This window comes from Shewanella sp. SM23, assembly GCF_025654295.1.
GTDB lineage: Bacteria > Pseudomonadota > Gammaproteobacteria > Enterobacterales > Shewanellaceae > Shewanella > Shewanella oncorhynchi.
In genome coordinates this window covers 59,779-80,725 of sequence record NZ_JAKKRM010000013.1, presented here as the reverse complement: position 1 = coordinate 80,725, position 20,947 = coordinate 59,779, and the positions used below count along the sequence as shown (strand labels likewise).

The window sequence follows — 20,947 nt, the reverse complement described above, 5'->3', positions numbered from 1 at the left end:
ACGACTTCAATCACACTGGCACACAGGTTATAAGCGCATTGCGCTTATTTTTTATAGTCTCGTTCATTAGGGTAATGACATGACATGGCAACAATTTAAACAAGAATATTTAGTCCGTTTTTGGGCACCTATGCCAGCGGTTATCGCTGCGGGTATCCTTTCTACTTACTATTTTGGTTTGACCGGAACCTTCTGGGCTGTTACTGGGGAATTCACTCGTTGGGGGGGGCATTTACTGCAGTTTTTAGGTGCAGAACCAGAAACTTGGGGTTATTTCAAAGTGATAGGTCTGCAGGGCTCTCCTCTAGATCGTATCGACGGCATGATGATTATCGGTATGTTTGGTGGCTGTATTGCTGCTGCGCTTTGGGCCAATAACGTCAAACTGCGTATGCCACAGAGCCGTATCCGTATTGCTCAGGCACTGATCGGCGGCATTATTGCTGGCTTTGGTGCCCGTTTAGCTATGGGTTGTAACCTTGCCGCCTTCTTCACGGGTATTCCGCAGTTCTCTTTACATGCTTGGTTCTTTGCTTTGGCGACCGCAGCAGGCTCTTACTTTGGTGCAAGATTTACCTTACTGCCGATTTTTCGTATTCCGATAAAACTGAAAAAAGTCGATAAAGCGACTTCAATCAAGCAGGACGAAAACCAAGCTAGACGTCGTTTCCGTATCGGTATGCTGGTGTTTGTTGGCATCGTCGGTTGGGGGTTATTGACTATGTTCAATGCGCCAAAACTCGGCATTGCTATGCTCTGTGGTGTTGGTTTTGGTTTATTAATCGAACGGGCCCAAATCTGCTTTACCTCAGCGTTCCGCGATATGTGGATCACTGGTCGTACTCACATGGCGAAGGCGATTATCTTAGGCATGGCGGTCAGTGCGATAGGTATTTACAGCTATGTGCAACTGGGTGTGCCACCTAAGATCATGTGGGCTGGCCCTAATGCGGTGATCGGTGGCTTACTGTTTGGTTTTGGTATTGTACTGGCTGGTGGTTGTGAAACGGGTTGGATGTATCGTGCAGTCGAAGGCCAAGTGCATTTCTGGTGGGTGGGCTTAGGTAACGTGTTGGGTTCAACCTTACTGGCGTATTACTGGGATGATATCGCTCAGCCATTAGCAACGAACTGGGACAAAGTTAATTTACTGACCAGCTTTGGCGATAAAGGCGGATTATTGCTTACCTATGTGCTGCTGGGGCTCTCCTTTGGCGCTATGTTGCTGTGGGAAAAACGTTTCTTTGCTCGTAAGGCGAAGCGGGATGAACAATTGCTAGCGGAGGCGGCGTAATGGCCCAATATATTCCAGATTATCAACTCGATATGGTGGGTGAACCTTGCCCTTATCCCGCAGTGGCTACTCTTGAGGCTATGCCAAAGTTAAAGCCCGGTGAAATTCTCGAGGTGATTAGTGACTGCCCGCAGTCTATTAACAACATTCCCCTCGATGCTAAAAATCATGGTTATAAAGTGCTGGAAATTGAGCAGAATGGTCCGACTATTCGTTATCTGATCCAGCGTTGAGGATAGGACTATGTTGACTATTCTCAGTGGCTTAGGTATTGGCTTAGCCATGGGATTTGTGATGCAAAGGGGTAGATTTTGTATGGCGGGCGGGATCCGCGATACCTATCTGCAACGGGACTTTACCATGGTGATCGCTATTTTGATTGCCATCAGCATCCAAAGTCTAGGGCTGTTCCTGTTTTACGAATGGGGTTGGGTTAAATTGCCAGAAGGGCATTTCCCTTGGTTGGCAACCTTAGTCGGTGGTGTATTGTTTGGTGTGGGTATGGCTGCAGCGGGAAGCTGCTCCACTGGCGCCTATTACCGCGCTGCCGAAGGGTTGGCTGCCAGTGTGATGGCCGTTCTCGGTTTTATTGCTGCCAGTAAATTAGTGCGTCTCGATGAGTTGAAAGGTCTACTTAAACCTTTTAAGCAGCATCAACTTGAGGACCAAACGCTCTATCAAACTCTGGGCGTTTCCCCTTGGGTGATCGTGCTTGTCCTCGTATTACTCACATTGTGGTTGGCATTGGGTTATCTCAAACGCCGCAAACGTCCGGTTGCACTGATGGCACCCCGTAAAACGGGTTTAGCTCATTGGTTGTTTGAAGCGCGCTGGCATCCCTTTGTAAGTGCTTTGCTGATTGGTTTACTGGCGCTACTTGCATGGCCTGCAAGTCTTGAAAGTGGCCGTGTAGGCAGTGTTGGGATCAGTGGCCCGAGTGCGCAGTTATGGGATCTTGTCACCACAGGTAACACTAAGTTCTTTAGTTGGCCGGGATATTTTCTCTTGGGATTATTTGTAGGCGCTTTTATCGCTGCCCGGGGCAGTGCTGAGCAGCGCTGGCGCTACCCAGGTCATAAAGTGGTGTTATTTGGGTTTGTTGGTGGCCTATTGATGGGCGTGGGGAGCGGGCTTGCCGGAGGTTGCATGCTTGGTAATGCGCTCGTTGGCACGGCTTATTTGTCGTGGCAAGGCTGGCTATTTATCCCTGCTATTTTATTTGGCAGTTGGTGCTTTAACTATTTTGCGCTACTGAGGCCAATGCGTCTTGCGCAGATTTAACGTTTATAAAGGAGCTGTATATGGAACAGTATCTCGACACAACGGGTAAGCTATGCCCTTTTCCTTTAATTGAGCTACAACGCTTAATTGCGAGTCTTGAGACTGGCGATAAAGTGGTACTGGATTACGATTGTGGCCAAGCAACTGAGAATATTCCCCGCTGGGCGGCTGAAGCCGGGCATGAGGTGACCCACTTTGCCCAGAAGGGCGATGCTGCTTGGACTATGACGATTCAAAAAGGCTAACTCGTCCTCAACTAAAAAGCGCTGCATTTGCAGCGCTTTTTGATCTTAGCCTTGGCAATCTACTGGCAGATATTCATCCGGAATACCGTTGCTGCTGCAAACCCAAGTGATATTATTTTGCTCATCAACTTGAGGCGATAAATAGACTTCATAGCCTTGATAATCCCCGAGTGCTTCGCTTCCTATAAAACCGACTATGCCATCTGTGTACAGATTAAATGTCGCAATCTGCTCGTCCGTGAGTCCAAGCACATCCAATTCGGTTGGCCAAGCTTTGTTGGTTTGATAGTAGCCGACTAAGATGTCAGTGATCGGTGCCAGTGCTTGATGTTGCTGGTCGATACTGGCAATGGCCAGTGCCGCATCGGGTACATTCAATGCTGCTGGTGTGGCTTCGGTCGTGGTTGGTGCCTCATAACTCGTGGTGGCACCCATCTTCTCTTGATAGTCCTTATACGCTGGCAACGCGACAGCTGCAGCAATACCAATAATCGCAGCGAAGATTATCAATCCACCGCCCGCTGTGCCTAAACGTGGCATAAAGAAGCTGAGTACATAGGCCCATGCACTGCGTGATGGCGGTGCATATTCCACTCCTTGTGCTTTGGCTTGGACTCTCGCCATGCGCTTGGTCAACCAAGGATAGCTGCCATTAAGCTCGTGCAGCGACATCCAAAAACCACTCGACTCACTGGCTTGGCGGATATATTGATCCACATTCATACGTTTCCATTGCTCGACACCAGCGGCTAACACAGCAACGGCATTTGTGGCTGAACGTAAGCTGTTGCAGCAACGTAATCCGTGGAGATCGCAGGTATATTCACAGGCGCGAGAATAAGCCGCACCCACTAAAGGTAACCAAGTGGCGAAGACTAAGAAGGGCGCTTTACCTATATGATTGCGGCGAATATGGCCTAACTCGTGGCCGATATAGAAGTTGAGCGCATCTTTATCTGACTCAAGCGCATCCACAATCGATGAAAATAGCACTATATAGTTGCGACCGAGGAAGCGTGTCGCCAGTGCGTTTAACATGCCATCAGCGGCCAATAAGTAAGCGCGTGGTGGCTCGCGCATTTCTAAACGTTCGCAACAGGCTAAATATTGTTTATGTAATTCAGGAAATTGCTCTGCATTGATTTCGACAGCCGTGCCTTTTAAGTAGCTGATAAAGGCGGAGTGGCTAAAGAGATAAATAATGAAAAACATCAACACATAGAGCAGCGCCATGCCAAAAGTGCCTATGATCAATGCCGCCCAGACGATCCCAGAAATAATAGCTAACAGAGTGAACAGCGATTTTTCCTTCGAATAGACAATATCTGTCATTTGAATGGGATTCTCGTTCCCTGCGGTAATAACTTGTTCCATGTTGATCCTTTTCCTTGTGAAGAGACAAACGGCGTGAAAGTAGTCAATTTTACTCGAAAATTCAACCACTATCGCGTGCAAAGTAAAAAATTAACCGTTTTGTCATTCAGTTTAATCAGCTATGCGCAAATTGGAGTAAGTCGATTTCATCAGAATTTTGTGGTTTTTTAGCGCTAGAGAGTCCGATTATGCAGGCGGACACTGCTTGGTAAGTGGCTCTTCGCCTCTGGGCATTTTCCTCGCAGCGCACTAGAATTAGGTGTTTTCGCAGTATCTCGGCAGAGGGTTAAGTCTTAAGTTAGAACCGAGATAAAAGTAAATTACATCACTATTAGTGCACTTTAAGGCATGGTTCTTCAAGGCAGAGTGCTTTGAGTCAGGCTCGGTTAAGCCTAAATAGGGTTAGCTATGGCAAGCGTTAAAACAAACCACAGAAATACAAAGGAATTGAGATGGCTAAGTTAACAAATAAGGTGATAAGTAATCGATTGGGTTTCAAATGGTACTGTGCCGCAGGCGTGATGGTTAGCGCGTTAAGTGGGGGAGCAATGGCGGCTAACGCACCTTCTTTTGACTGCACGAAAGTGAATGCTGGCAGTATTGAAGACATGGTCTGTAAGGATGCAGGGTTGAACCAACTTGATAATCAGTTAGCTAAGGTCTATAGCCAAGCGCTTGAAAAAGCGAAGAATGAACAACCTCCTACTTTAAAGGCGATGCAACGTGGTTGGGTGAAAGGCCGTAATGAATGCTGGAAGAGCGACGATAAGCACGCGTGTATTGAATCTAGCTATCAAACCCGCATTGCCGAACTGCAGGCACAATATCGTTTAGTCGACATGACCGGCCCAGTGTTTTATGCCTGTGACGGCAATCCAGCTAACGAAGTGGTCGTGACTTATTTTAAAACCGAACCTGCCACCCTGATTGCTGAACATGGTGATAGTACTTCATTAATGTTTGTGCAACCCAGCGGCAGCGGCGCTAAGTATCAAGGCCGCAATGAAAGCCTATGGGAACATCAAGGCGAAGCTAAAGTGGTTTGGGGCTACGAAGCACCAGAAATGACCTGTAAACTGGTGACTAAATAGGATTGATTTAAGGTCGCCATGAAACAAGCTCTCGTGCATATCGCCTTAGTCGTAAGAGATTACGACGAGGCGATTGATTTTTATGTGAATAAATTAAAATTCGAATTAGTCGAAGACACTTATCAAGCCGAGCAAGATAAGCGCTGGGTCGTTGTTGCCCCACCGGGTTCTAAGGGCGCTTCTATCTTGTTAGCGCGGGCGTCTAAACCTGAGCAGTTCGATTTTATCGGTAATCAGGCGGGTGGGCGGGTGTTTTTATTCTTGAATACCGATGACTTTTGGCGTGATTATCGCCGTATGGTCGCCGATGGCGTGGAGTTTGCGCGCGAGCCGCAAGAACAAGACTATGGCACAGTCGCTGTGTTTAAAGATCTCTACGGTAACTTATGGGATTTACTGCAATTGAACCCGAATCATGTCATGGCTAAGCGAATGAGTTAAGATTCAGTATTTCGTATGAATTACCGCGCAAGCTATTTAATGGGGTCAAACACTGGGAATACTCTTTGTGTTTGACCTCTGTTAAGTTCGTTTAAAATTCTCAGTTATTGATCATTTTTATTGGGAATTCACTGTAAATTTCAATTTATTCTTGTGGAACGGATAGATTTTATAATGGATCGGCCAATGCCATTATGTTTTTATTCAAAATTAAATATCTATCGAATAAATTATTCTTTGGTTTTTATAATTACCAATTCACTTTTTTCGTACTTTAGTATTTAACTCACATTTAAATTAATGAGCGTCAGTTTTTGTTGACAGTTTTATACGTCACTTATTTGCATAGGCGATTATTGTCACTTAGCTTCTTTAATGTTCTCTAGCTATAAAAATTTAGTCGTGAATATCATTACGTCTAAAGCAAGCTGGCATTTGAAAATAATATTTAATCTGAGTGACTTACTAAAGGAATCTGATAAGTATGAATTTTTTTAAAATACGTTGCACGGCATTATGGATAGGCCGCGCGTTAAGTGTCTCCGCGATAATAGCGTTACCATCGTTCGCATCTGATATGCTAACCAGTCAGTATCATATTGATGCAGATGAAATAAAAATGGTAGATATGCCTAGCGTGTTACTGCCATTTAATAATCTTGTATTTTTATATGGCGTAGATGCATCGCAGTTTGATTTAGCTGACTTTATTTACGTCAATGTTCCTGATTTAATCGATAAAGAAGAGGCGATTACGCATTGGGCTGGATATTATAGTATTAACCCCAAAGTCATACTGACTTTGATGGAAATGCAATCTCAGTTAATTTCGTCTCCAACAACTGTAGCGCTTAACCGACCTTTGGGAACATTATCGGATAAGCAGGGCTTTGAGGAACAACTCCAAGATGTATTGGCTCAGCTATCACAACGTTTTTATGCCTATGAAGAGTCTCAATTAAAAGGCCTATACCCGCCAAGTACCGACGCAGTTAATGCATCAAGTTTCGCATTATTGGCTTTGTTAAACGGTCGTAGGATAGAGCAACAGCAACATGCCGTTATGACGGGTGAGCACGCTTTGGGATTGGACCCATTCATTGAGCAGTTTAGATTATTATTTGGCAATACTGACCGTGAGTTGTTAATGAGTTCAGTTGCTAAAAATCCGCTTGTAGCTGATTCAACTCAGTCGATGCAACAAGTCGTCCCATTGGCGAATATCACCGCGAGCAGTCTGCCACCCAGTAACATGCTGCAAATGCCTTGGCGACAGGGATATTCATGGCAATCCAACGGTGCTCATTCGCATACTGGGTCTGGCTATCCGCTATCATCAATCGATGTATCCTACGATTGGCCACAATGGGGAAGTCCGACTTATTCGGTTGCTTCCGCACATGCTGGGACTGTCAATGTGTTGTCTCGCTGCCAAGTACGGGTGACAAATGCTAACGGTTGGGCGACTAACTATTATCATATGGATCAAATTACAGTGCGTAATGGTCAATATGTAAACCAGAATACCGTGATGGGCATTTATGCAAATAATAAAAATGCAGCCTTGTGTGAAGGTGGGAGTTCAACTGGGCCACATTTGCATTTTTCTTTATTAAAGGATGGCCGCCATGTGTCGTTGCAAGATGTACATTTGGGACAATATAGAATCAACATTGGTAGTTATAACTATGACAATAACTGTAGTCGTTTCAATCTGTTTGATGTAAGTAACAATCGTACAATGTGCGCTTGGGCGCCGCTGTATAATGCTGGAAGTCTCTAATCAATGATAGAAAGCCCCTCAATCGAGGGGCTGATATAATGCGAGGAAACCGTTGATCGATAAGCTAGCTGAATCCTCAAATTGTTTGGATATCCCCCTGTTTAAATTCTTGAATACCGATGGCTTTTTGCGGGATTGTCAACGCATGGTCGCCGATGGCGTGGAGTTTGCGCGTGAGCCGCAAGAACAAGACTATGGCACAGTCGCTGTGTTTAAAGATCTCTACGGTAACTTATGGGATTTACTGCAATTGAATGATGAGCATCCTATGGCACACAGGTTAGCGTATCGGGAGTGAGGATTAGAAGTTAACCCCTAATCCTAAGGTGTAGCTGGTATCTCTCGTATTGCCTATCACTGTTTTAGTGTCGTTGAAGTCGTATTTAAATGACAAATAAATCCGCTGAGTTAGCAGATATTTAAGTCCTACTGTCGAGTTTGAGATGTAATCAATCGAAGGCATATCTGGGAAGGCAATTTGCAGATCGGCATAGGACTCTAAAATGCCACCAAACCAATATTGTTTATAGTTAAGTGAGGCCGCCCAAGCATTTAGTTCTAGTTTAAAGGACTGTTGTTCAAGCCAAAAATGGTTGTAGGTTACGACGAAGTCTAATTTATCGCGCCCAGCACCCCAAAAGCGATAACCAGGACCGAGCGCTGCATAATAGCTATGGCTATCGATGCCGAGTTTATCTTCTTCATAAAAATCTTCCTGACGTAACAGCCAATGCTCATTGAGTAGATAGTCTAATGAATAATGTCCTTCGAGGGTGTTGCGCTTAGTCACGTCATCTTCGGTTTCATAGCGCACTTCGGTCTTGAGATTATGTCGCCATTGCAAGGTTTCCGCTGTGATATCGCCTTTGATATGTAGCTTCTGACTATTTTTCTTGTTTTTGGTGACATCAAGTGTGGTTTCTACACTACCGTTAAAATTCCAATCTGAGTTTGCATAGTGCTGCGAGAATCTCAACTCACTCACGGGAGTGTGCTGGTTATTAATTAATACCATGCCATGTTCATTAGAGGCTTGAATACTTATGTCCTGTATGGAACGACTGACACTCCAAGGTCTAGTATCTGTGACTTCGAGGCTGAGAATGGCACTGCGTTGAATGGTAATTTTAGGGGTATAACTGGTGTTGATGATGAGATTTTGATCGTTAAACTCTTTAATTTCACCGCTAATTTTATCGCCATTGAGCAAAAAAACTGTGTCGGCATAACACAAGGGGCTGACACTACAGAGCGTAGCAACAAGGTACAATGCTGGATTGGATATCAGATTATGCATCTTGCTCGTGGGCTCAAAATAAAGGGAGAGTAAGTGTTGTCATTCTACTCGAACACAGGCTCTACAAAGCAATAACATTTGATAAAAGTGTTGATAAGGGATTGAAAACGGGTTCGCAATCCCTTACTTCTTTGCCAGTTAGCGTGAGTTAATTTCGGTTATTTTGAGGTTAATGAGCTGCTTCTGCCATTGGGATGTATCTATGCCTTCGACCCAAATGACGCTGCTTTTACGCTGTTCGCCTTTGCGTAGATAGGTCTCAGGCATGCGGAAAATGGCTTCCCACACTTCGAGTTTTTCGGTTTTGAGCAAAGTACCATTATCGGCGAAGAAGCTAGCTTCAACTTCAACTAAGGTAACGTGTTCATTGCTGGTGCTGGCGAGATCGAAGCTGAGTCCGAGTTTGTCGCCTTTCCATTGACCTTCAGCAAAGCTGACTTTGATCCCATCTTTTGCCGTTGAGCCTAATAGCTCAGGTTGGGTAATCGCAGTGGCGGTCAAGGTGGTGACTGGCGCAGCAACAGTTTGAGTGGTAACTGCGGCACTTGGGACACTGGCAACATTGCTTGATGCACTTGCTACGGCTGCAGCGGCTAGGGCATTGGGCGCGGCTTTGGTTTCAGTGATCACGTATTCCCAGGTAAAGTCGTCTTTGAGTCTGACTTGGGCGCCATTTTCTAGGGTGATATTGGCTACGTCGGCCGCCATAACCGATGATGTTAGCAATAACAATGAGCTAAGTGCGCTAAGGCGTAATGAAGTGTGCATTAATTTTCTGGCTTCGATATCCGTCTGAGTCAATATTCTGCCCTAACATAAACAATTTGCCGCCTGTTAGTCACTGTCTAAGTCGTGTTTTGATGAATAAAGTGGATTTAAAGGCGAGATTTTAACGCTAGTACAGATTGAGCTAGCTGACTGTGGCACTATTAGGGGACATGAGCGGTATGCTCAATGAATAAAGTAACAGGAGATTAAGATGCAGATGAAACATGGAATTTATGGCTTAGTGATTGGATTGGCATTTAGCACAGTCACTTTGGCTGCTGAAGCACCGAAAGTGGGTTGCGCGGCGAAATTAGATGCCATTAGTGCCGAACTTGCCCAAGCAAAAGCGGCAGGTAATAAGCATAAAGTCGCGGGACTTGAAAAGGCCTATGACGAAGTTTCAACACATTGCGACGATGATAGCTTATACGCCGAGCGAGTCGCTAAAGTTGAGGCCTTAGAGGAAAAACTCACCGAGCGCCAAAACGAATTGGCCAAAGCCATAGAAGAAGGTCGTTCTATGGATAAAATCAACAAGAAACGCAATAAAGTCGCCGAAGTCGAGGCTGATCTTGCTAAGGCGCGAGCCGAGCTAACGCAATAAATAGCTCAAGCCCAATCGCTAGGAGCTTAGCCCGCGTAACCTATGCTTAAAATAGTGGATTCTGTGCTGGAGTTATAACCGGCACTCAGTATGAAGTGCTCAGTGATTCGATATCTTAGCCCAGCTTCTGCGCCCCAACGGGTCGTTTTATCTTCTTCCCATGTGGGTTTGCCATCGACAATTTTGGGTGAAATGTTATTCGTGTAAGACACTGTGCTGATATAGCCGCTGCCTCCGGCATAAAAGCTTAAATCTGCCGTTAAGCTGTAGCTTAAGCCTAAGCGGAAGAGGCTTTCTTGGCGATAGGACTGCGCGGGTTCTGGCACGATAATATCGGTTTCACGACTGCGGGCATAGCCTAGGTAATAACCCCATTGTTGGTAATTATTATCGAAATGATAGGGGGCGATTGTAATGCCATAGAGATTATCTGTGGCGGGAATATAATCGAGCATGAGAGCGATATAAGGTGCATTGGCAGTTTCGTCTGATTTATCTGGCCTAACTAATTGCTTAGAAGTGCTATATTCGGCCGCTTGAAGCGGTTGGCATAGGCTCAGGAGTCCAATGCTAAGACAGGCTAGCGTATATGAATGACGACACATGGGATGGTTTCCTTAGGGATAGGGGAAATATTGTTCATTTTCCTGTGTGCGGGGTCAATTCAAAATGCTAAAATCTCTTTTAAAATAAGTGTTTGTAAATATTTTGTGTTTTGATTTGAGTGTTTTCTAGGGTGACATTTAACCGAGGTCAACTCGGCAGTTACCTTTGTATGGGTTTGTTGCGCTAGCGCCTACGTTGGAGTGAAATTGTGGATCAGGAAATAAGGCTCGAAATTTCGGCATGGTTAGCGGGCTTTGGGATTGATAGCCAACCCTCTGATGGAATATCGACCACAGTTATGGTCATTGCTTGCTTACTGTTAGCGAGCATCGCTTATTTTATTGTCCGACGCGTGGTGATTCGTGCGGTGAATATGGTGATCCTGCGCTCTAAGGCGACGTGGGACGATGTATTCATGCGTTATAAGGTACTTGAAAAGCTGGCCATGCTTGTGCCCGCTATCGTACTTAATCTATTGGTGCCAATCGCGCTGACTGAGCATCCACTGTTAAGCGGGCTAGTCGACCGATTACTGAGTATTTGGTTAGTGGTGCTGATTATCCGCGCTATGTATGCAGGTATGGATGCGGTTGATGAAATTTCAGATGTGAATCTGGTGAGTCGGCGCTTGCCTGTTAAGAGTTTCGTACAGTTAACTAAGCTATTTTTATTCTTTGTTGGGATTATCGTTTCTATCTCAATCTTGGCCGATCAATCACCTGTGTACTTCCTCAGCGGCTTAGGTGTGGCAACGGGTTTTGTGATGTTAGTGTTCCGCGACACTATCTTAGGTTTTGTGGCGGGCATTCAGTTAGCGGCTAACCGTATGGTGAGTAAAGGCGACTGGATCCAGATGGACAAATACGGCGCCGACGGTGCGGTAGAAGAAGTCTCGCTGACCACAGTGAAAGTGCGTAACTGGGACAAAACCATCACTATGATCCCTGCTTATGCCTTAGTGTCGGATGCGTTTCGCAACTGGCGGGGTATGTCTGAGTCGGGCGGTCGCAGGATCAAACGCGCGATCAATATCGATATCAACAGTATAAAGTTTTTGACCGAGGAAGAGCGCGAACGTCTCAGTAAGATCAATTGCTTAAAAGAATATTTCCCCGCAAAAATAAATGAAATTCGTGAGGCGAATGCCAGAGTCTCTGACCTTGATATGAAAGTGAATGGTCGCCATTTGACTAACGTTGGCACCTTCCGCGCTTACCTGCAGGAATACCTACAGCGTCACGATAAGGTGCACAAGGACATGACCCTAATGGTGCGGCAGCTCGCGCCAACCACAGAGGGTCTACCGATCGAGATTTATATCTTCACCAATGACACTCGCTGGGCATTTTATGAAGCGATACAAGCGGATATCTTCGACCATGTTTTTGCAATATTGCCTGAGTTTGGTCTGCAGGCGTTCCAAGCGCCCACCGGCAATGATATTCGCAGTTTAAAATCGGTGAAGGTCGAGGGTTAGTTTCGACTGATCAGAATCGCGGCTAAGGTAAGAAAAACACCGCCGCTGGTTCTGTCAAACCAATGCAGCTTGTTGCTCGCCTTTAGGCCGGGCGCAAGCACATTGGCCATGCTCGCGTAAATCATCACAAAGCTAAAATCCACCACGGCCCAAGTGACTGCAAGAATGGTCAGTTGCGGTAATTGCGGCGCGGCAAGATTGATAAATTGCGGAAACAAGGCGGCAAAAAACAGTAAATCCTTCGGATTACTGATCCCCACTAGAAACGCCTGCTTATAAAGCTGCGCAGGCGTACCTTTGCCCTCTGACGGGCTAACTTCAAGGGCTTGACCTTGGTTTTTCGTCAATAACAGCTTAATACCTAAAAATACTAAATAGGCCGCGCCGCACCATTTGAGCAGGGTAAAACCGTATTCTGAGGCGCTAATAATCGCCCCCAATCCTGCCGCTGACGCCATCATTAAGATTAAAGCGGCGCTAACACTGCCAAGGCCTGTGGCTATGCTACGCATCTTGCCGAAGTGGATCCCATGGGACATAGATAACATAGCGATAGGACCGGGTGAAATCCCAATCAATACAATGGCAAAGAGATAGAGTAACCAAGTTTCGGGTTGCATATTTGCTGCTCTAAATGGAATAAATGTTAATGTTTAGCACTCGCTATAAAATCAGGGATCACCTTGGGATGACGGCCTTTAATGGTGCGATAGAAGCTCAAAATTTCTTGCATGTCGGTCACGATATCATCACTGGGTTGCAGTGGTGTGCGGATAACGACAGTGCGGCGGCTAAAATCTAAGCCAACGGGTGTAATGGGTACTTGGGCCTTGCTGGCTATATGATAAAAGCCGCACTTCCAGCGCGTCACTGGGCCGCGGGTGCCTTCTGGCGCTAGCGCTAACTTGTAATCGGATTTTGACTCAAACAGCTGCACGGCGGCATCGACTAAGTTGTTGTTCTTGCGCCGATCCACCGGACTGCCGCCAATGGCGCGGAAAAACCAGCCCCAAGGCGGGATAAAGAGTTGGTGTTTGCCGAGAAAGTGAATGCGGATACCTAGGGCGCCACGGGCTAAAATGCCGACAATGAAGTCCCTGTTACTAGTGTGCGGCGCAACTATGATGATGTATTTAGCACAGTCGGGCAGTTGGCCTTCTATCTGCCAGCCTGAAGTTTTAAGTAGCCAACGGCAAAGTGGTGTAAACATAGTTCGGTGCCCAGAGTCGAAAAATTAATAATATCATCAGCTTTTTTAGATTTTAAACTGGCTTAAACAAGATAGTCTGTACTGAATTCGCGATATACCCAAACAACCTCAAGATGCAGAATTCAGCGGTAATTGAACGCATTTTAGGCAAGGCGGCTATTTGCGGACCTAGTGGACTAAGTTAAAAATAGCCAACACGGCATAAAATGCGTTAAAACCCGCCGGGACGGAGCGCCTAGGGCACCCCACTTCCGTGTTGCATCAATTCAAAAGGTGGTCGACATTCTTTCATTGAAGCGCCTTGAATTGGTGTACCCTAGACGCTCTGAAACTCGTATCTTGAGGTAGCTTGGGTATAATACAGTTTAACCTGATTGATTGTGGGGGAACGATACTATGTTGAAAAATGGACTATTAAACAAGGTTATCTGGCAGCGTGTTTTTGCGGCACTGTTACTCTTGCTGACTTGTCATGTTAATGCGGTGCCGACGGATGAAATTACGCAGATGCTCAAAGGCCAAGAAGACGCCTGGAATCGCGGTGATCTCGATGCTTATATGCAAGGCTATTGGAAGAGTGATCAACTGCGTTTTGTCTCTAATGGTAAGTTTCGTTTTGGCTGGGAAGAAACTCTCGCTGCCTATAAGAAAAATTATCCAAATAAAGAAGCGCTTGGTGAACTGAAGTTCACTATCAAAGAAATAAAAATGCTCAGTAATTACGCCGCTATGGTTGTTGGGCGCTGGGATTTACGGCGGATAAAAGATGCCCCAACGGGCGCGTTTACTCTGTTGATTGAAAAAATCGACGATCGTTGGGTGATCACTATGGACCACAGTTCAGACTAAACCGTGTCCTTTACACTCAGTGCTGCACTGCAGTTCAAATTATATTTGCGATAATAAACAGTCTGGTTTGGCTGGCGGCTCGGCGGGCAGGGTTAAATGGAAATCCTGCTGTCCAAGCTGTCTACCTTTGCCATCGTATCTCACTTCGGTGAAATGCATACCGCCCTCAGCATCTTCGAGCAGAATGCTGGTGGATCGGGTGCCATAGTCGGGGTGACGAATATAAATCGCAGCTAAACGCCGTTCCCACTCGATCCCCACTCCCGTATTCGGCAGCTCATTATCTTGCGGCTGGGAATCGTCTTTCATTAGTTGTAACAGTACTTGCACTTCTATACTGCTGGACTGGCTGATTGCCGCTTCTAATGCCTGCTGTCCCTTCGCCATTTTCGGCCAAATATCATCGAGTGCACCATTGCTAATGGCATGAAATCCATCGGCAAGTTTTACTGTGTCTTTATTGATACTGTTAAAACAATATAAGTCTGTACCTTGGCCGAAGATGAGATTGAACGGCTGATAATTGTCGCTATGTTCAACGAGCCAATTAGGGCACACGAGCGATCCTGAGTTGAGCGTCATAGTAATCAGCTCGCCACGACTCCGCATGGCTTCAGGGTTCTTTTGCGGAACGCGCAGATTGGTTACGCCTGCGATTTGTCCTTGTCTATTGATGCCAAACCAAGTGCCACCGGCCTGCAGATCTTTACCCGCGAGTATGTTTTCTTCCGGCGGCCAAAAATGCGCTGGCACAGTTGGTCTATAATGAAACTCATCGCGGTTGGCACAGATGATTAAGGGATACTTAGGATGGGCATTAATGGCGACAAAGAGTATGCACATAGCAGGCTAAATTAATCCAAAGGTAGATTAACTTAGCCTGTCTGCTCACAAATGAACAGCGTTAGTGGTGCGAGTGCTTATCCGTTTTTGCGTGTTCATGTGCATGTTTATCAGCACTAGGTGTCACAACAGATTTCTGCTCGTCTGTGTGCGAAGCGCTAGATTCATGAGTATGTGTATTCTCGTGGGAATGGCTATGGGCGTGGCTGTGCGAATGACTATGCGCATGAGCTACCGGTTTGCTGAGCATTAAGCGGCGTAAAAATTTACGTGGACCTAAGCGCAGTAAGCTGGCAGCAAACAACCCTGAGAGGATCAGTAGAGCAATTAAGTTCACGACTTCAGGCAAGGTAAATAAGGAGAACCATAGTGGTAAGCGTAATGCTGCGGCTAAACTCAGCGCAATAATACTCAGTAATATCGCCCTTTGCGTCCATGTCATTAACTTAAGCTGAGCTATGTTGAGCACAGGTGCTGCAATCAGCGGCATCATAATCGCGATAGGATTCCAACCACTATAAGCCAGTGCAAGAGCGAGTACGGCGGCGCCTAAGTTGCAGAAACGCATTGGTAAAAATACAAGCAATAGCACAACAACCTGTAGCAATGGATTGCTTAAGGGCATTGAAGGGTGGCCAATTAAATTCACTAATACTAGGCTAAGTAAAATCCAAGGTGCGCTGCGATCGACTAAATGAGCAAAGCCGAAACGCAGTGAATTGCTGGGTAATTTAGTGTGTGGATCGGTAATGGTGACGTTAGCATGGCTTAAATACGCACTCAGAATAAACACTACAAGCAATTGGAATAACGCTAACCAAGGACCGAGAAGTAGAGCTGTGATCACTAAGGCTTCAGGCCCTGCTAAGCGTTGGAACCAGCGGCGGGCTAAACTGCCATCCTGCGGCGTCAAACCTAATTTAAAGCGCAGCGCAGCCGCACCATAGCTTAGCAGCAACACGGGTGCGAGCTTTAATAGCCAAGTCATTAATTGCTCTGTGCTGTGATCATGGTGGGCATGTTCGTGGCCGCCTGAATCCATTAATAGCAATATCACGAGTAAACCGATGCCGAGCAAACTACCTATGCCAGCTTGGTATTCATATTTGCCTTGCGTATCACTTTCATGCTGACCATGGGGTTGATGTAGTACCACATGCAGAATTGTGCCAGTAATAAAGGCTTGTAAGTAGACAGTGTCATCGATATTTAAATAAGGAAGTAGTTGCTCACCGGCGAAATAGCCTATGCCTGTAAATAGCATCTGGGCTGCAAAGATCATAAGTGTCCAACGTGTTCCGAGATGGGGTTTAAGTATCCACCATACTGCAAAACCGACGGGTAATTGGTGGAGTATGACACCAAGAGCTAGCAGAATGGAGTTATCGTCTTGCTGCGCCAAAACCATAGCGGTGCCATCGGTGATGGTATGCAGTAATAAGCCACCAATACCCAAGAAAAGCGTAAAATTATGGGTGACTTCTGAATAACGGTGAAATAGGCGTTCGCTGGCGGTAGGCCCCCAGATGCCGAGGAGTACAAAGACGATCGCAAGCATGCCACCATGCTCGAGTAATTCTGGCAAGATGTGGATCAGCACTAATCCGCCTAATGAGACGAATATAAAACCATCGAGCCCCTTTTGTAAGCCACTACTCGATGAGAAGTAGCGATAAAACAGAGGGCCAATTAAGAGTGCGATACAGCTAGCAAGAAGATAGAGCATGGATTCCACGGAAAATTTGCTGAAAAAACGCCATAGTATACCAGCTGTAAAGCAAAGTGAGCAGTGACTTGCAGGCAATTTACTCAACTGACATTTTATACTGTGTTTTGAAGGTGAGAATTTTATTCACTTTGGCCATTCTGCGGAGAAATTTTCAGATCTAACTCGAGAAAAGGTACTATACCCAAGCTACCTGAAGATACGAGTTTCAGAGCGCCTAGGGTGCTTCAATTCAAGGAGCATCAATGACAGAATGTCGGCCACCTTTTGAATTGTTGCAACACAGAAGTGGAGCTCCCTCGGCGCTCCGTTCCGGCGGGTTGTAACGTACTTTATGCCGTGTTGGTTATTTTTAACTTAGCCCACTAGGTCCGCAAATAACCGCCTTGCCTAAAGTGCGTTACATTCCCGCTGAATCCTGCATCTTCAGATTGTTTGGGTATATAATATCGGCTTATGTTGGCTTGGGTGTTGATACGTTAAATGGATATATTTTCTGCTGCGGTAATGTTGTTTCTGATCATGGACCCTTTGGGGAATTTGCCGATTTTCGCGTCGATTCTACGGCATATCGATCCCAAGAAACGTCGTAAGGTACTGATCCGAGAATTACTTTTCGCCTTAGTGATCATGTTGTCTTTCCTTTATGCGGGTGAAGCCATTTTAAGTTTCTTAAATCTTCGTTCCGAATCTGTGAGTATTGCAGGCGGTATTATTCTGTTTTTGATCGCGATTAAGATGATTTTCCCCCAACCCGGTGGTGTCGTTGGATTAGCCGCGGGAGAAGAGCCTTTTATCGTGCCTATGGCTATTCCCTTGATGGCTGGCCCATCGATTCTTGCAGCCTTGATTTTACTGGCGCATACCGATAGCTCACGTATGGGCGATTGGACCATAGCGTTAGTGTCAGCTTGGGGGGCGAGTGCGGTGATCTTAATGTTTTATAAACTTTTCACCCGTGTGCTGGGGGAAAAGGGGCTCACAGCAGTCGAGCGTTTGATGGGTATGGTGCTGGTCATGATCTCAGTGCAAATGTTCCTCGACGGCATTTCAAACTATCTGAAAACCGCTGGCTAACTTTATCTAGTTTGATCAAAACGAAACCGTATTAACGTTGTTAATGCGTTTTTTTTATGGCTGAGATTTGGCTTGGAATTGAGTCAGCACAGAGGTTTGCTGACAAAAGTGCAAATCTTACCTGCGAACAGGTGTATCAAGTTGTTACTGAGGTGCAGTGCTGCTAATGTCGAAAACTCTGTCTCTATCACTTGAAGACGGATAAACCCTGAGTAGGTTACTAATTAAAGGCAATTTGTCTTAATACAAAGAGACACTAGTCTTAATAAATAGAATGGCGTAAACGGCGTTAGCTGTTACAGAAGGATGTTAAAAATGCGAAGTACAAAAGGCGTAACAGCGTTTGGACTGATGTTGGCATTGATTAGCGGCGCGAGTATTGCCGCTCCGAATCATACGCCTGCAGATGCGGGTGTGATTAATAAAGATCGAATTTTATATTGGTTGATTAAGCGTGGCGAAGTGGCCGCCGATGCCAGTGATAGCGTAAAGCAGGAGGCGATAGAAGCTTATATTCATCGCGCCACTTTGGCACAACCCAAAGCGCCGCGCATCGAAGTTGAAGCTGAACATGCGCGTCTACAAAGAGCTAAATCATCGCAAATGATGCGCTCATCCGCACAGCGTTTACAGGCCGATGCGGATGTAAAGAAAACCGTTAAAGTGCTCACAGTATTAGTGGATTTTGCTGATCTAAAACATGATGATAATGGCTTAAAAGCGGGGGATACAGACATGTATTACCCGAGTTATCCTGCGTCCCACTACAAGGAATTACTCTTTTCGCCTACGGGCTTCAAAGGTCCACAGGGGCAGACGTTAGATTCGGGGTATCAATATTATCAAGCGGTTTCTGGGCAAACCTTCTCCTTTACTGGGGATGTGAAGGGCTGGTATACCGCCTCGCAAAATGCCGAATACTATGGTGCTAATGATCCAGATACCCGTAGTGATTCACAGGTCGAACAATTGGTAAAAGAAGCTGTATCTCAAGCGGTTGCAAATATGTCTGCAGTTGAGTTGGCGAGTTATGATGTTGAAGACCAAAATGATTTGAACAATAACGGTATTTACGATGAGCCCGATGGCATTATCGACCATGTGATGATTTTCCACTCTAGCGTAGGCGAAGAGGTCGGCGGCGGAAAACTAGGATCGAGTGCGATATGGTCGCATCGATATTATGTCGACCAAGCAACCAATGGTTATGCGCTTCCTGGTACGAACAAAAAAGTATTCGGTTATACAATCCAGCCTATTGATGCGGCAACGGGCGTGTGTACCCACGAGTTTGGCCATGATCTAGGTCTGCCTGATGAGTACGATACCTCTGAAAATGATAAGAAAGACGGCTCGCCTGTGGGGCTATGGTCTTTAATGTCTGGTGGTAGTTGGGCTGGTGCTATTCCTGGCGCTCAGCCGAGTGGTTTTAGCCCTTATGCTCGATCTTATCTACAGAAAAGATACAAAGGTAAGTGGTTGAATGAACGTGAAATCACCTTAGATAGCATTCCCAAATCAGGCATGGAAGTGACGTTGAATGAGGCGGTTAATCATCAGGCGGTTAATCAGATCTCTATTCCACTTCCTCCAACGCTAATTCCTTTTAAAACACCTTATCAGGGCAGTTATCAGTACTATTCTGGCCAAGGAAATATGCTGAATAACAGCATGATTTTTAATGTTAAATTACCTGCCGTAACCACAGATAAACTGATTCTGAGTATGAAGGCCAGTTGGAGTATTGAACTTGACTTTGACTACATGCAGGTGAAAGTGGATGGTGCGGCCATTGCGGGTAATTACACTAAGTCGAACAATGGGATAAATAGCGCTCGTCATATCATCACTGGTGAATCGTCTGCGCTTGCTCAGGCGGAAGGTCGTGATGCTTGGGTAACATTAGAATATGATTTATCAGCATATTCTGGAAAATCTGTTGCTGTCGAGATCAACTATGTCACCGATGATTTAACCTCTAAGTCAGGGATCACTATTGATAACATCAGTGTTAAACAAAATACCACTGAGTTATATGGTGATAACGCTGAAGTTGCGGATAAAATGACGCTTTATGGCTATAGCCGGATTAAGGATTCTCGTCCGGATCCAAAATCCCAGTCTCGTTATATTATTCAGCTGCGTAGCCATAATGGTGTCGATGCGGGTTTGAAAGCAAAAAGCTTTGATCCCGGAGTTTTACTCTGGTTAGAAGATTTAGGTTTCAGAGACAATAACGTTTCAAACCATGCTGGCCATGGCTTGATTGGCGTGATTGATGCTGACCAAAACATGATTGGCACTCGCTCTACCGACGTACAAATTCGTGATGCGGCCTTTAGTACAGTAAATCAAACCTTCTATTTTGAGGACAATCATCGCGATGCTGTCAGCCTGTTCGATGACAGTTTTGATTACAGCGCGCCACTACAGCCACAGTCAGGTATGGTGTTGCAGCAGCTAGGGTTGACAATGCAGGTACTATCTCAAGCCAGCAACAATGGTACTGCGGTTATTCGTCTTGCGAATGCGAACTCTGATGCTATAGCGCCGTTAACTGTCAGTTTTGGTAAGACAGTTAGTCAATTAGCGGTGAACTTCACCAGTAACGTTGATGGTGGTATGGGAGTATTAACCTACGCTTGGGATTTTGGTGATGGCACGACAAGCACTGTCACGGCGCCAACCCATACCTATGCGAAGGCTGGCACTTATACAGTGACACTTACGGTTATCGATGCGCAAAATACTAAGGCGATTAGCAGTTCGACGGTAACGGTTGTTGCACCTGTTACGCCTCCAGTAACTCCGCCGGCCAGTGAGAGTTCAGGTGGCGGCAGCTTAGGTTGGTTAAGCCTTGCCTTCCTTAGCTTATTGACTTGGCGCCGCCAGTTAAATGTTCACTAAGTTGATTGTTTGAAACACGAACAAAAATGCCTCTGATCTAGAGGCATTTTTTATCTGTCTTGAGGCTAAATTCT

Annotated in this window: 20 protein-coding genes and 1 pseudogene; 13 read left to right on the top strand and 8 right to left on the bottom strand. The window is 45.7% G+C overall.

The features are described 5' to 3' along the window. The first annotated feature begins 79 nt into the window (after positions 1-79). From yedE to L5L98_RS15585, 4 genes are read left to right on the top strand one after another with little or no spacing between them, the layout of a single operon-like run. A complete protein-coding gene (yedE, locus tag L5L98_RS15600) occupies positions 80-1,294 on the top strand; it encodes a selenium metabolism membrane protein YedE/FdhT (RefSeq protein ID WP_263142235.1) in 1,215 nt (404 codons plus the stop codon). Then, a complete protein-coding gene (gene yedF, locus L5L98_RS15595) occupies positions 1,294-1,527 on the top strand; it encodes a sulfurtransferase-like selenium metabolism protein YedF (protein ID WP_107946196.1) in 234 nt (77 codons plus the stop codon). The genes yedE and yedF overlap by 1 nt, the downstream gene beginning before the upstream one ends. Before the next feature lie 10 nt (positions 1,528-1,537). Beyond that, positions 1,538-2,575: a YeeE/YedE family protein gene (locus L5L98_RS15590; protein WP_131524603.1), complete on the top strand. Its 1,038-nt coding sequence runs from the start codon at positions 1,538-1,540 to the stop codon at positions 2,573-2,575. A gap of 20 nt (positions 2,576-2,595) precedes the next feature. Further along, positions 2,596-2,820, top strand: coding sequence for a sulfurtransferase TusA family protein (locus L5L98_RS15585; RefSeq protein ID WP_107946198.1), 225 nt, complete (start codon positions 2,596-2,598; stop codon positions 2,818-2,820). A 45-nt stretch (positions 2,821-2,865) separates the two neighbouring features. Here the strand turns inward: L5L98_RS15585 and L5L98_RS15580 are convergent, their stop codons facing one another. Beyond that, positions 2,866-4,194, bottom strand: coding sequence for a M48 family metallopeptidase (locus L5L98_RS15580; protein ID WP_168826895.1), 1,329 nt, complete (start codon positions 4,192-4,194; stop codon positions 2,866-2,868). Between the two features lie 452 nt (positions 4,195-4,646). On the opposite strand from L5L98_RS15580, the gene L5L98_RS15575 reads away from it, so the two are divergent. From L5L98_RS15575 to L5L98_RS15560, 4 genes and pseudogenes are all read left to right on the top strand, one after another. Beyond that, positions 4,647-5,285 carry an MliC family protein gene (locus L5L98_RS15575; RefSeq protein ID WP_263142233.1) on the top strand — a complete coding sequence of 213 codons (639 nt, stop codon included), beginning with the start codon at positions 4,647-4,649 and terminating at the stop codon, positions 5,283-5,285. A gap of 18 nt (positions 5,286-5,303) precedes the next feature. After that, positions 5,304-5,726 (top strand): VOC family protein, encoded by a 423-nt coding sequence (locus tag L5L98_RS15570; protein ID WP_006083714.1) that lies wholly within the window; start codon positions 5,304-5,306, stop codon positions 5,724-5,726. A gap of 484 nt (positions 5,727-6,210) precedes the next feature. After that, entirely contained in the window at positions 6,211-7,509 is a 1,299-nt protein-coding gene (locus L5L98_RS15565) for a M23 family metallopeptidase (RefSeq protein ID WP_263142230.1), read from the top strand. Between the two features lie 97 nt (positions 7,510-7,606). Next, positions 7,607-7,807 (top strand): annotated as a pseudogene (locus L5L98_RS15560) (VOC family protein); the annotation flags it as partial. 3 nt (positions 7,808-7,810) lie between these two features. Here the strand turns inward: L5L98_RS15560 and L5L98_RS15555 are convergent. Both L5L98_RS15555 and L5L98_RS15550 read right to left on the bottom strand, forming a co-directional pair. Continuing rightward, positions 7,811-8,806 (bottom strand): DUF481 domain-containing protein, encoded by a 996-nt coding sequence (locus L5L98_RS15555; protein WP_263142228.1) that lies wholly within the window; start codon positions 8,804-8,806, stop codon positions 7,811-7,813. Positions 8,807-8,944: 138 nt separating this feature from the next. Beyond that, positions 8,945-9,574 carry a DUF3157 family protein gene (locus L5L98_RS15550; RefSeq protein WP_263142309.1) on the bottom strand — a complete coding sequence of 210 codons (630 nt, stop codon included), beginning with the start codon at positions 9,572-9,574 and terminating at the stop codon, positions 8,945-8,947. Positions 9,575-9,785: 211 nt separating this feature from the next. Between L5L98_RS15550 and L5L98_RS15545 the strand changes: the two genes are divergently transcribed. Beyond that, positions 9,786-10,178 (top strand): DUF1090 domain-containing protein, encoded by a 393-nt coding sequence (locus tag L5L98_RS15545; protein ID WP_105250960.1) that lies wholly within the window; start codon positions 9,786-9,788, stop codon positions 10,176-10,178. 26 nt (positions 10,179-10,204) lie between these two features. Here the strand turns inward: L5L98_RS15545 and L5L98_RS15540 are convergent, their stop codons facing one another. Beyond that, the gene (locus tag L5L98_RS15540; protein ID WP_219235484.1) at positions 10,205-10,783 is read right to left on the bottom strand and encodes a porin family protein; all 579 of its coding nucleotides are present in this window, start codon (positions 10,781-10,783) and stop codon (positions 10,205-10,207) included. Positions 10,784-10,992: 209 nt separating this feature from the next. Here L5L98_RS15540 and L5L98_RS15535 point away from each other — a divergent pair, with 209 nt between their 5' ends. After that, the gene (locus tag L5L98_RS15535) at positions 10,993-12,261 is read left to right on the top strand and encodes a mechanosensitive ion channel family protein (protein ID WP_131525677.1); all 1,269 of its coding nucleotides are present in this window, start codon (positions 10,993-10,995) and stop codon (positions 12,259-12,261) included. On the opposite strand, the gene L5L98_RS15530 is transcribed toward L5L98_RS15535, so the two are convergent. After that, positions 12,258-12,881, bottom strand: a complete 624-nt coding sequence (locus tag L5L98_RS15530) for a LysE family translocator (protein ID WP_263142224.1) — start codon at positions 12,879-12,881, stop codon at positions 12,258-12,260. The two genes, L5L98_RS15535 and L5L98_RS15530, sit on opposite strands and share 4 nt — an antisense overlap. A 26-nt stretch (positions 12,882-12,907) precedes the next feature. Further along, positions 12,908-13,471, bottom strand: coding sequence for a lysophospholipid acyltransferase family protein (locus tag L5L98_RS15525; RefSeq protein ID WP_263142222.1), 564 nt, complete (start codon positions 13,469-13,471; stop codon positions 12,908-12,910). Positions 13,472-13,867: 396 nt separating this feature from the next. Here L5L98_RS15525 and L5L98_RS15520 point away from each other — a divergent pair, with 396 nt between their 5' ends. Beyond that, on the top strand, positions 13,868-14,320 hold the full coding sequence (locus tag L5L98_RS15520) for a YybH family protein (protein ID WP_168826916.1): 453 nt from the start codon (positions 13,868-13,870) through the stop codon (positions 14,318-14,320). A 39-nt stretch (positions 14,321-14,359) separates the two neighbouring features. Here the strand turns inward: L5L98_RS15520 and L5L98_RS15515 are convergent, their stop codons facing one another. Together L5L98_RS15515 and L5L98_RS15510 are read right to left on the bottom strand one after the other, a co-directional pair. Continuing rightward, positions 14,360-15,163 carry an NRDE family protein gene (locus L5L98_RS15515; protein WP_263142220.1) on the bottom strand — a complete coding sequence of 268 codons (804 nt, stop codon included), beginning with the start codon at positions 15,161-15,163 and terminating at the stop codon, positions 14,360-14,362. A 61-nt stretch (positions 15,164-15,224) separates the two neighbouring features. After that, positions 15,225-16,889 carry a metal transporter gene (locus L5L98_RS15510; RefSeq protein WP_263142308.1) on the bottom strand — a complete coding sequence of 555 codons (1,665 nt, stop codon included), beginning with the start codon at positions 16,887-16,889 and terminating at the stop codon, positions 15,225-15,227. 483 nt (positions 16,890-17,372) lie between these two features. On the opposite strand from L5L98_RS15510, the gene L5L98_RS15505 reads away from it, so the two are divergent. Both L5L98_RS15505 and L5L98_RS15500 read left to right on the top strand, forming a co-directional pair. Continuing rightward, positions 17,373-17,966, top strand: a complete 594-nt coding sequence (locus L5L98_RS15505; RefSeq protein WP_011848195.1) for a YhgN family NAAT transporter — start codon at positions 17,373-17,375, stop codon at positions 17,964-17,966. 315 nt (positions 17,967-18,281) lie between these two features. Further along, complete coding sequence (locus L5L98_RS15500) at positions 18,282-20,873, top strand: immune inhibitor A domain-containing protein (RefSeq protein WP_263142217.1); 2,592 nt, start codon at positions 18,282-18,284, stop codon at positions 20,871-20,873. Positions 20,874-20,947 lie beyond the last annotated feature (74 nt).

Coding starts and splice junctions, on each gene's coding strand:
- L5L98_RS15540 (WP_219235484.1), bottom strand. CDS start 10,783: ATGTGTCGTCATTCATATACGCTAGCCTGTCTTAGCATTGGACTCCTG.
- L5L98_RS15520 (WP_168826916.1), top strand. CDS start 13,868: ATGTTGAAAAATGGACTATTAAACAAGGTTATCTGGCAGCGTGTTTTT.
- L5L98_RS15570 (WP_006083714.1), top strand. CDS start 5,304: ATGAAACAAGCTCTCGTGCATATCGCCTTAGTCGTAAGAGATTACGAC.
- L5L98_RS15515 (WP_263142220.1), bottom strand. CDS start 15,163: ATGTGCATACTCTTTGTCGCCATTAATGCCCATCCTAAGTATCCCTTA.
- L5L98_RS15525 (WP_263142222.1), bottom strand. CDS start 13,471: ATGTTTACACCACTTTGCCGTTGGCTACTTAAAACTTCAGGCTGGCAG.
- yedF (WP_107946196.1), top strand. CDS start 1,294: ATGGCCCAATATATTCCAGATTATCAACTCGATATGGTGGGTGAACCT.
- L5L98_RS15585 (WP_107946198.1), top strand. CDS start 2,596: ATGGAACAGTATCTCGACACAACGGGTAAGCTATGCCCTTTTCCTTTA.
- L5L98_RS15530 (WP_263142224.1), bottom strand. CDS start 12,881: ATGCAACCCGAAACTTGGTTACTCTATCTCTTTGCCATTGTATTGATT.
- L5L98_RS15590 (WP_131524603.1), top strand. CDS start 1,538: ATGTTGACTATTCTCAGTGGCTTAGGTATTGGCTTAGCCATGGGATTT.
- L5L98_RS15545 (WP_105250960.1), top strand. CDS start 9,786: ATGCAGATGAAACATGGAATTTATGGCTTAGTGATTGGATTGGCATTT.
- L5L98_RS15575 (WP_263142233.1), top strand. CDS start 4,647: ATGGCTAAGTTAACAAATAAGGTGATAAGTAATCGATTGGGTTTCAAA.
- L5L98_RS15505 (WP_011848195.1), top strand. CDS start 17,373: ATGGATATATTTTCTGCTGCGGTAATGTTGTTTCTGATCATGGACCCT.
- L5L98_RS15580 (WP_168826895.1), bottom strand. CDS start 4,194: ATGGAACAAGTTATTACCGCAGGGAACGAGAATCCCATTCAAATGACA.
- L5L98_RS15565 (WP_263142230.1), top strand. CDS start 6,211: ATGAATTTTTTTAAAATACGTTGCACGGCATTATGGATAGGCCGCGCG.
- L5L98_RS15510 (WP_263142308.1), bottom strand. CDS start 16,889: ATGCTCTATCTTCTTGCTAGCTGTATCGCACTCTTAATTGGCCCTCTG.
- L5L98_RS15555 (WP_263142228.1), bottom strand. CDS start 8,806: ATGCATAATCTGATATCCAATCCAGCATTGTACCTTGTTGCTACGCTC.
- L5L98_RS15500 (WP_263142217.1), top strand. CDS start 18,282: ATGCGAAGTACAAAAGGCGTAACAGCGTTTGGACTGATGTTGGCATTG.
- L5L98_RS15550 (WP_263142309.1), bottom strand. CDS start 9,574: ATGCACACTTCATTACGCCTTAGCGCACTTAGCTCATTGTTATTGCTA.
- yedE (WP_263142235.1), top strand. CDS start 80: ATGACATGGCAACAATTTAAACAAGAATATTTAGTCCGTTTTTGGGCA.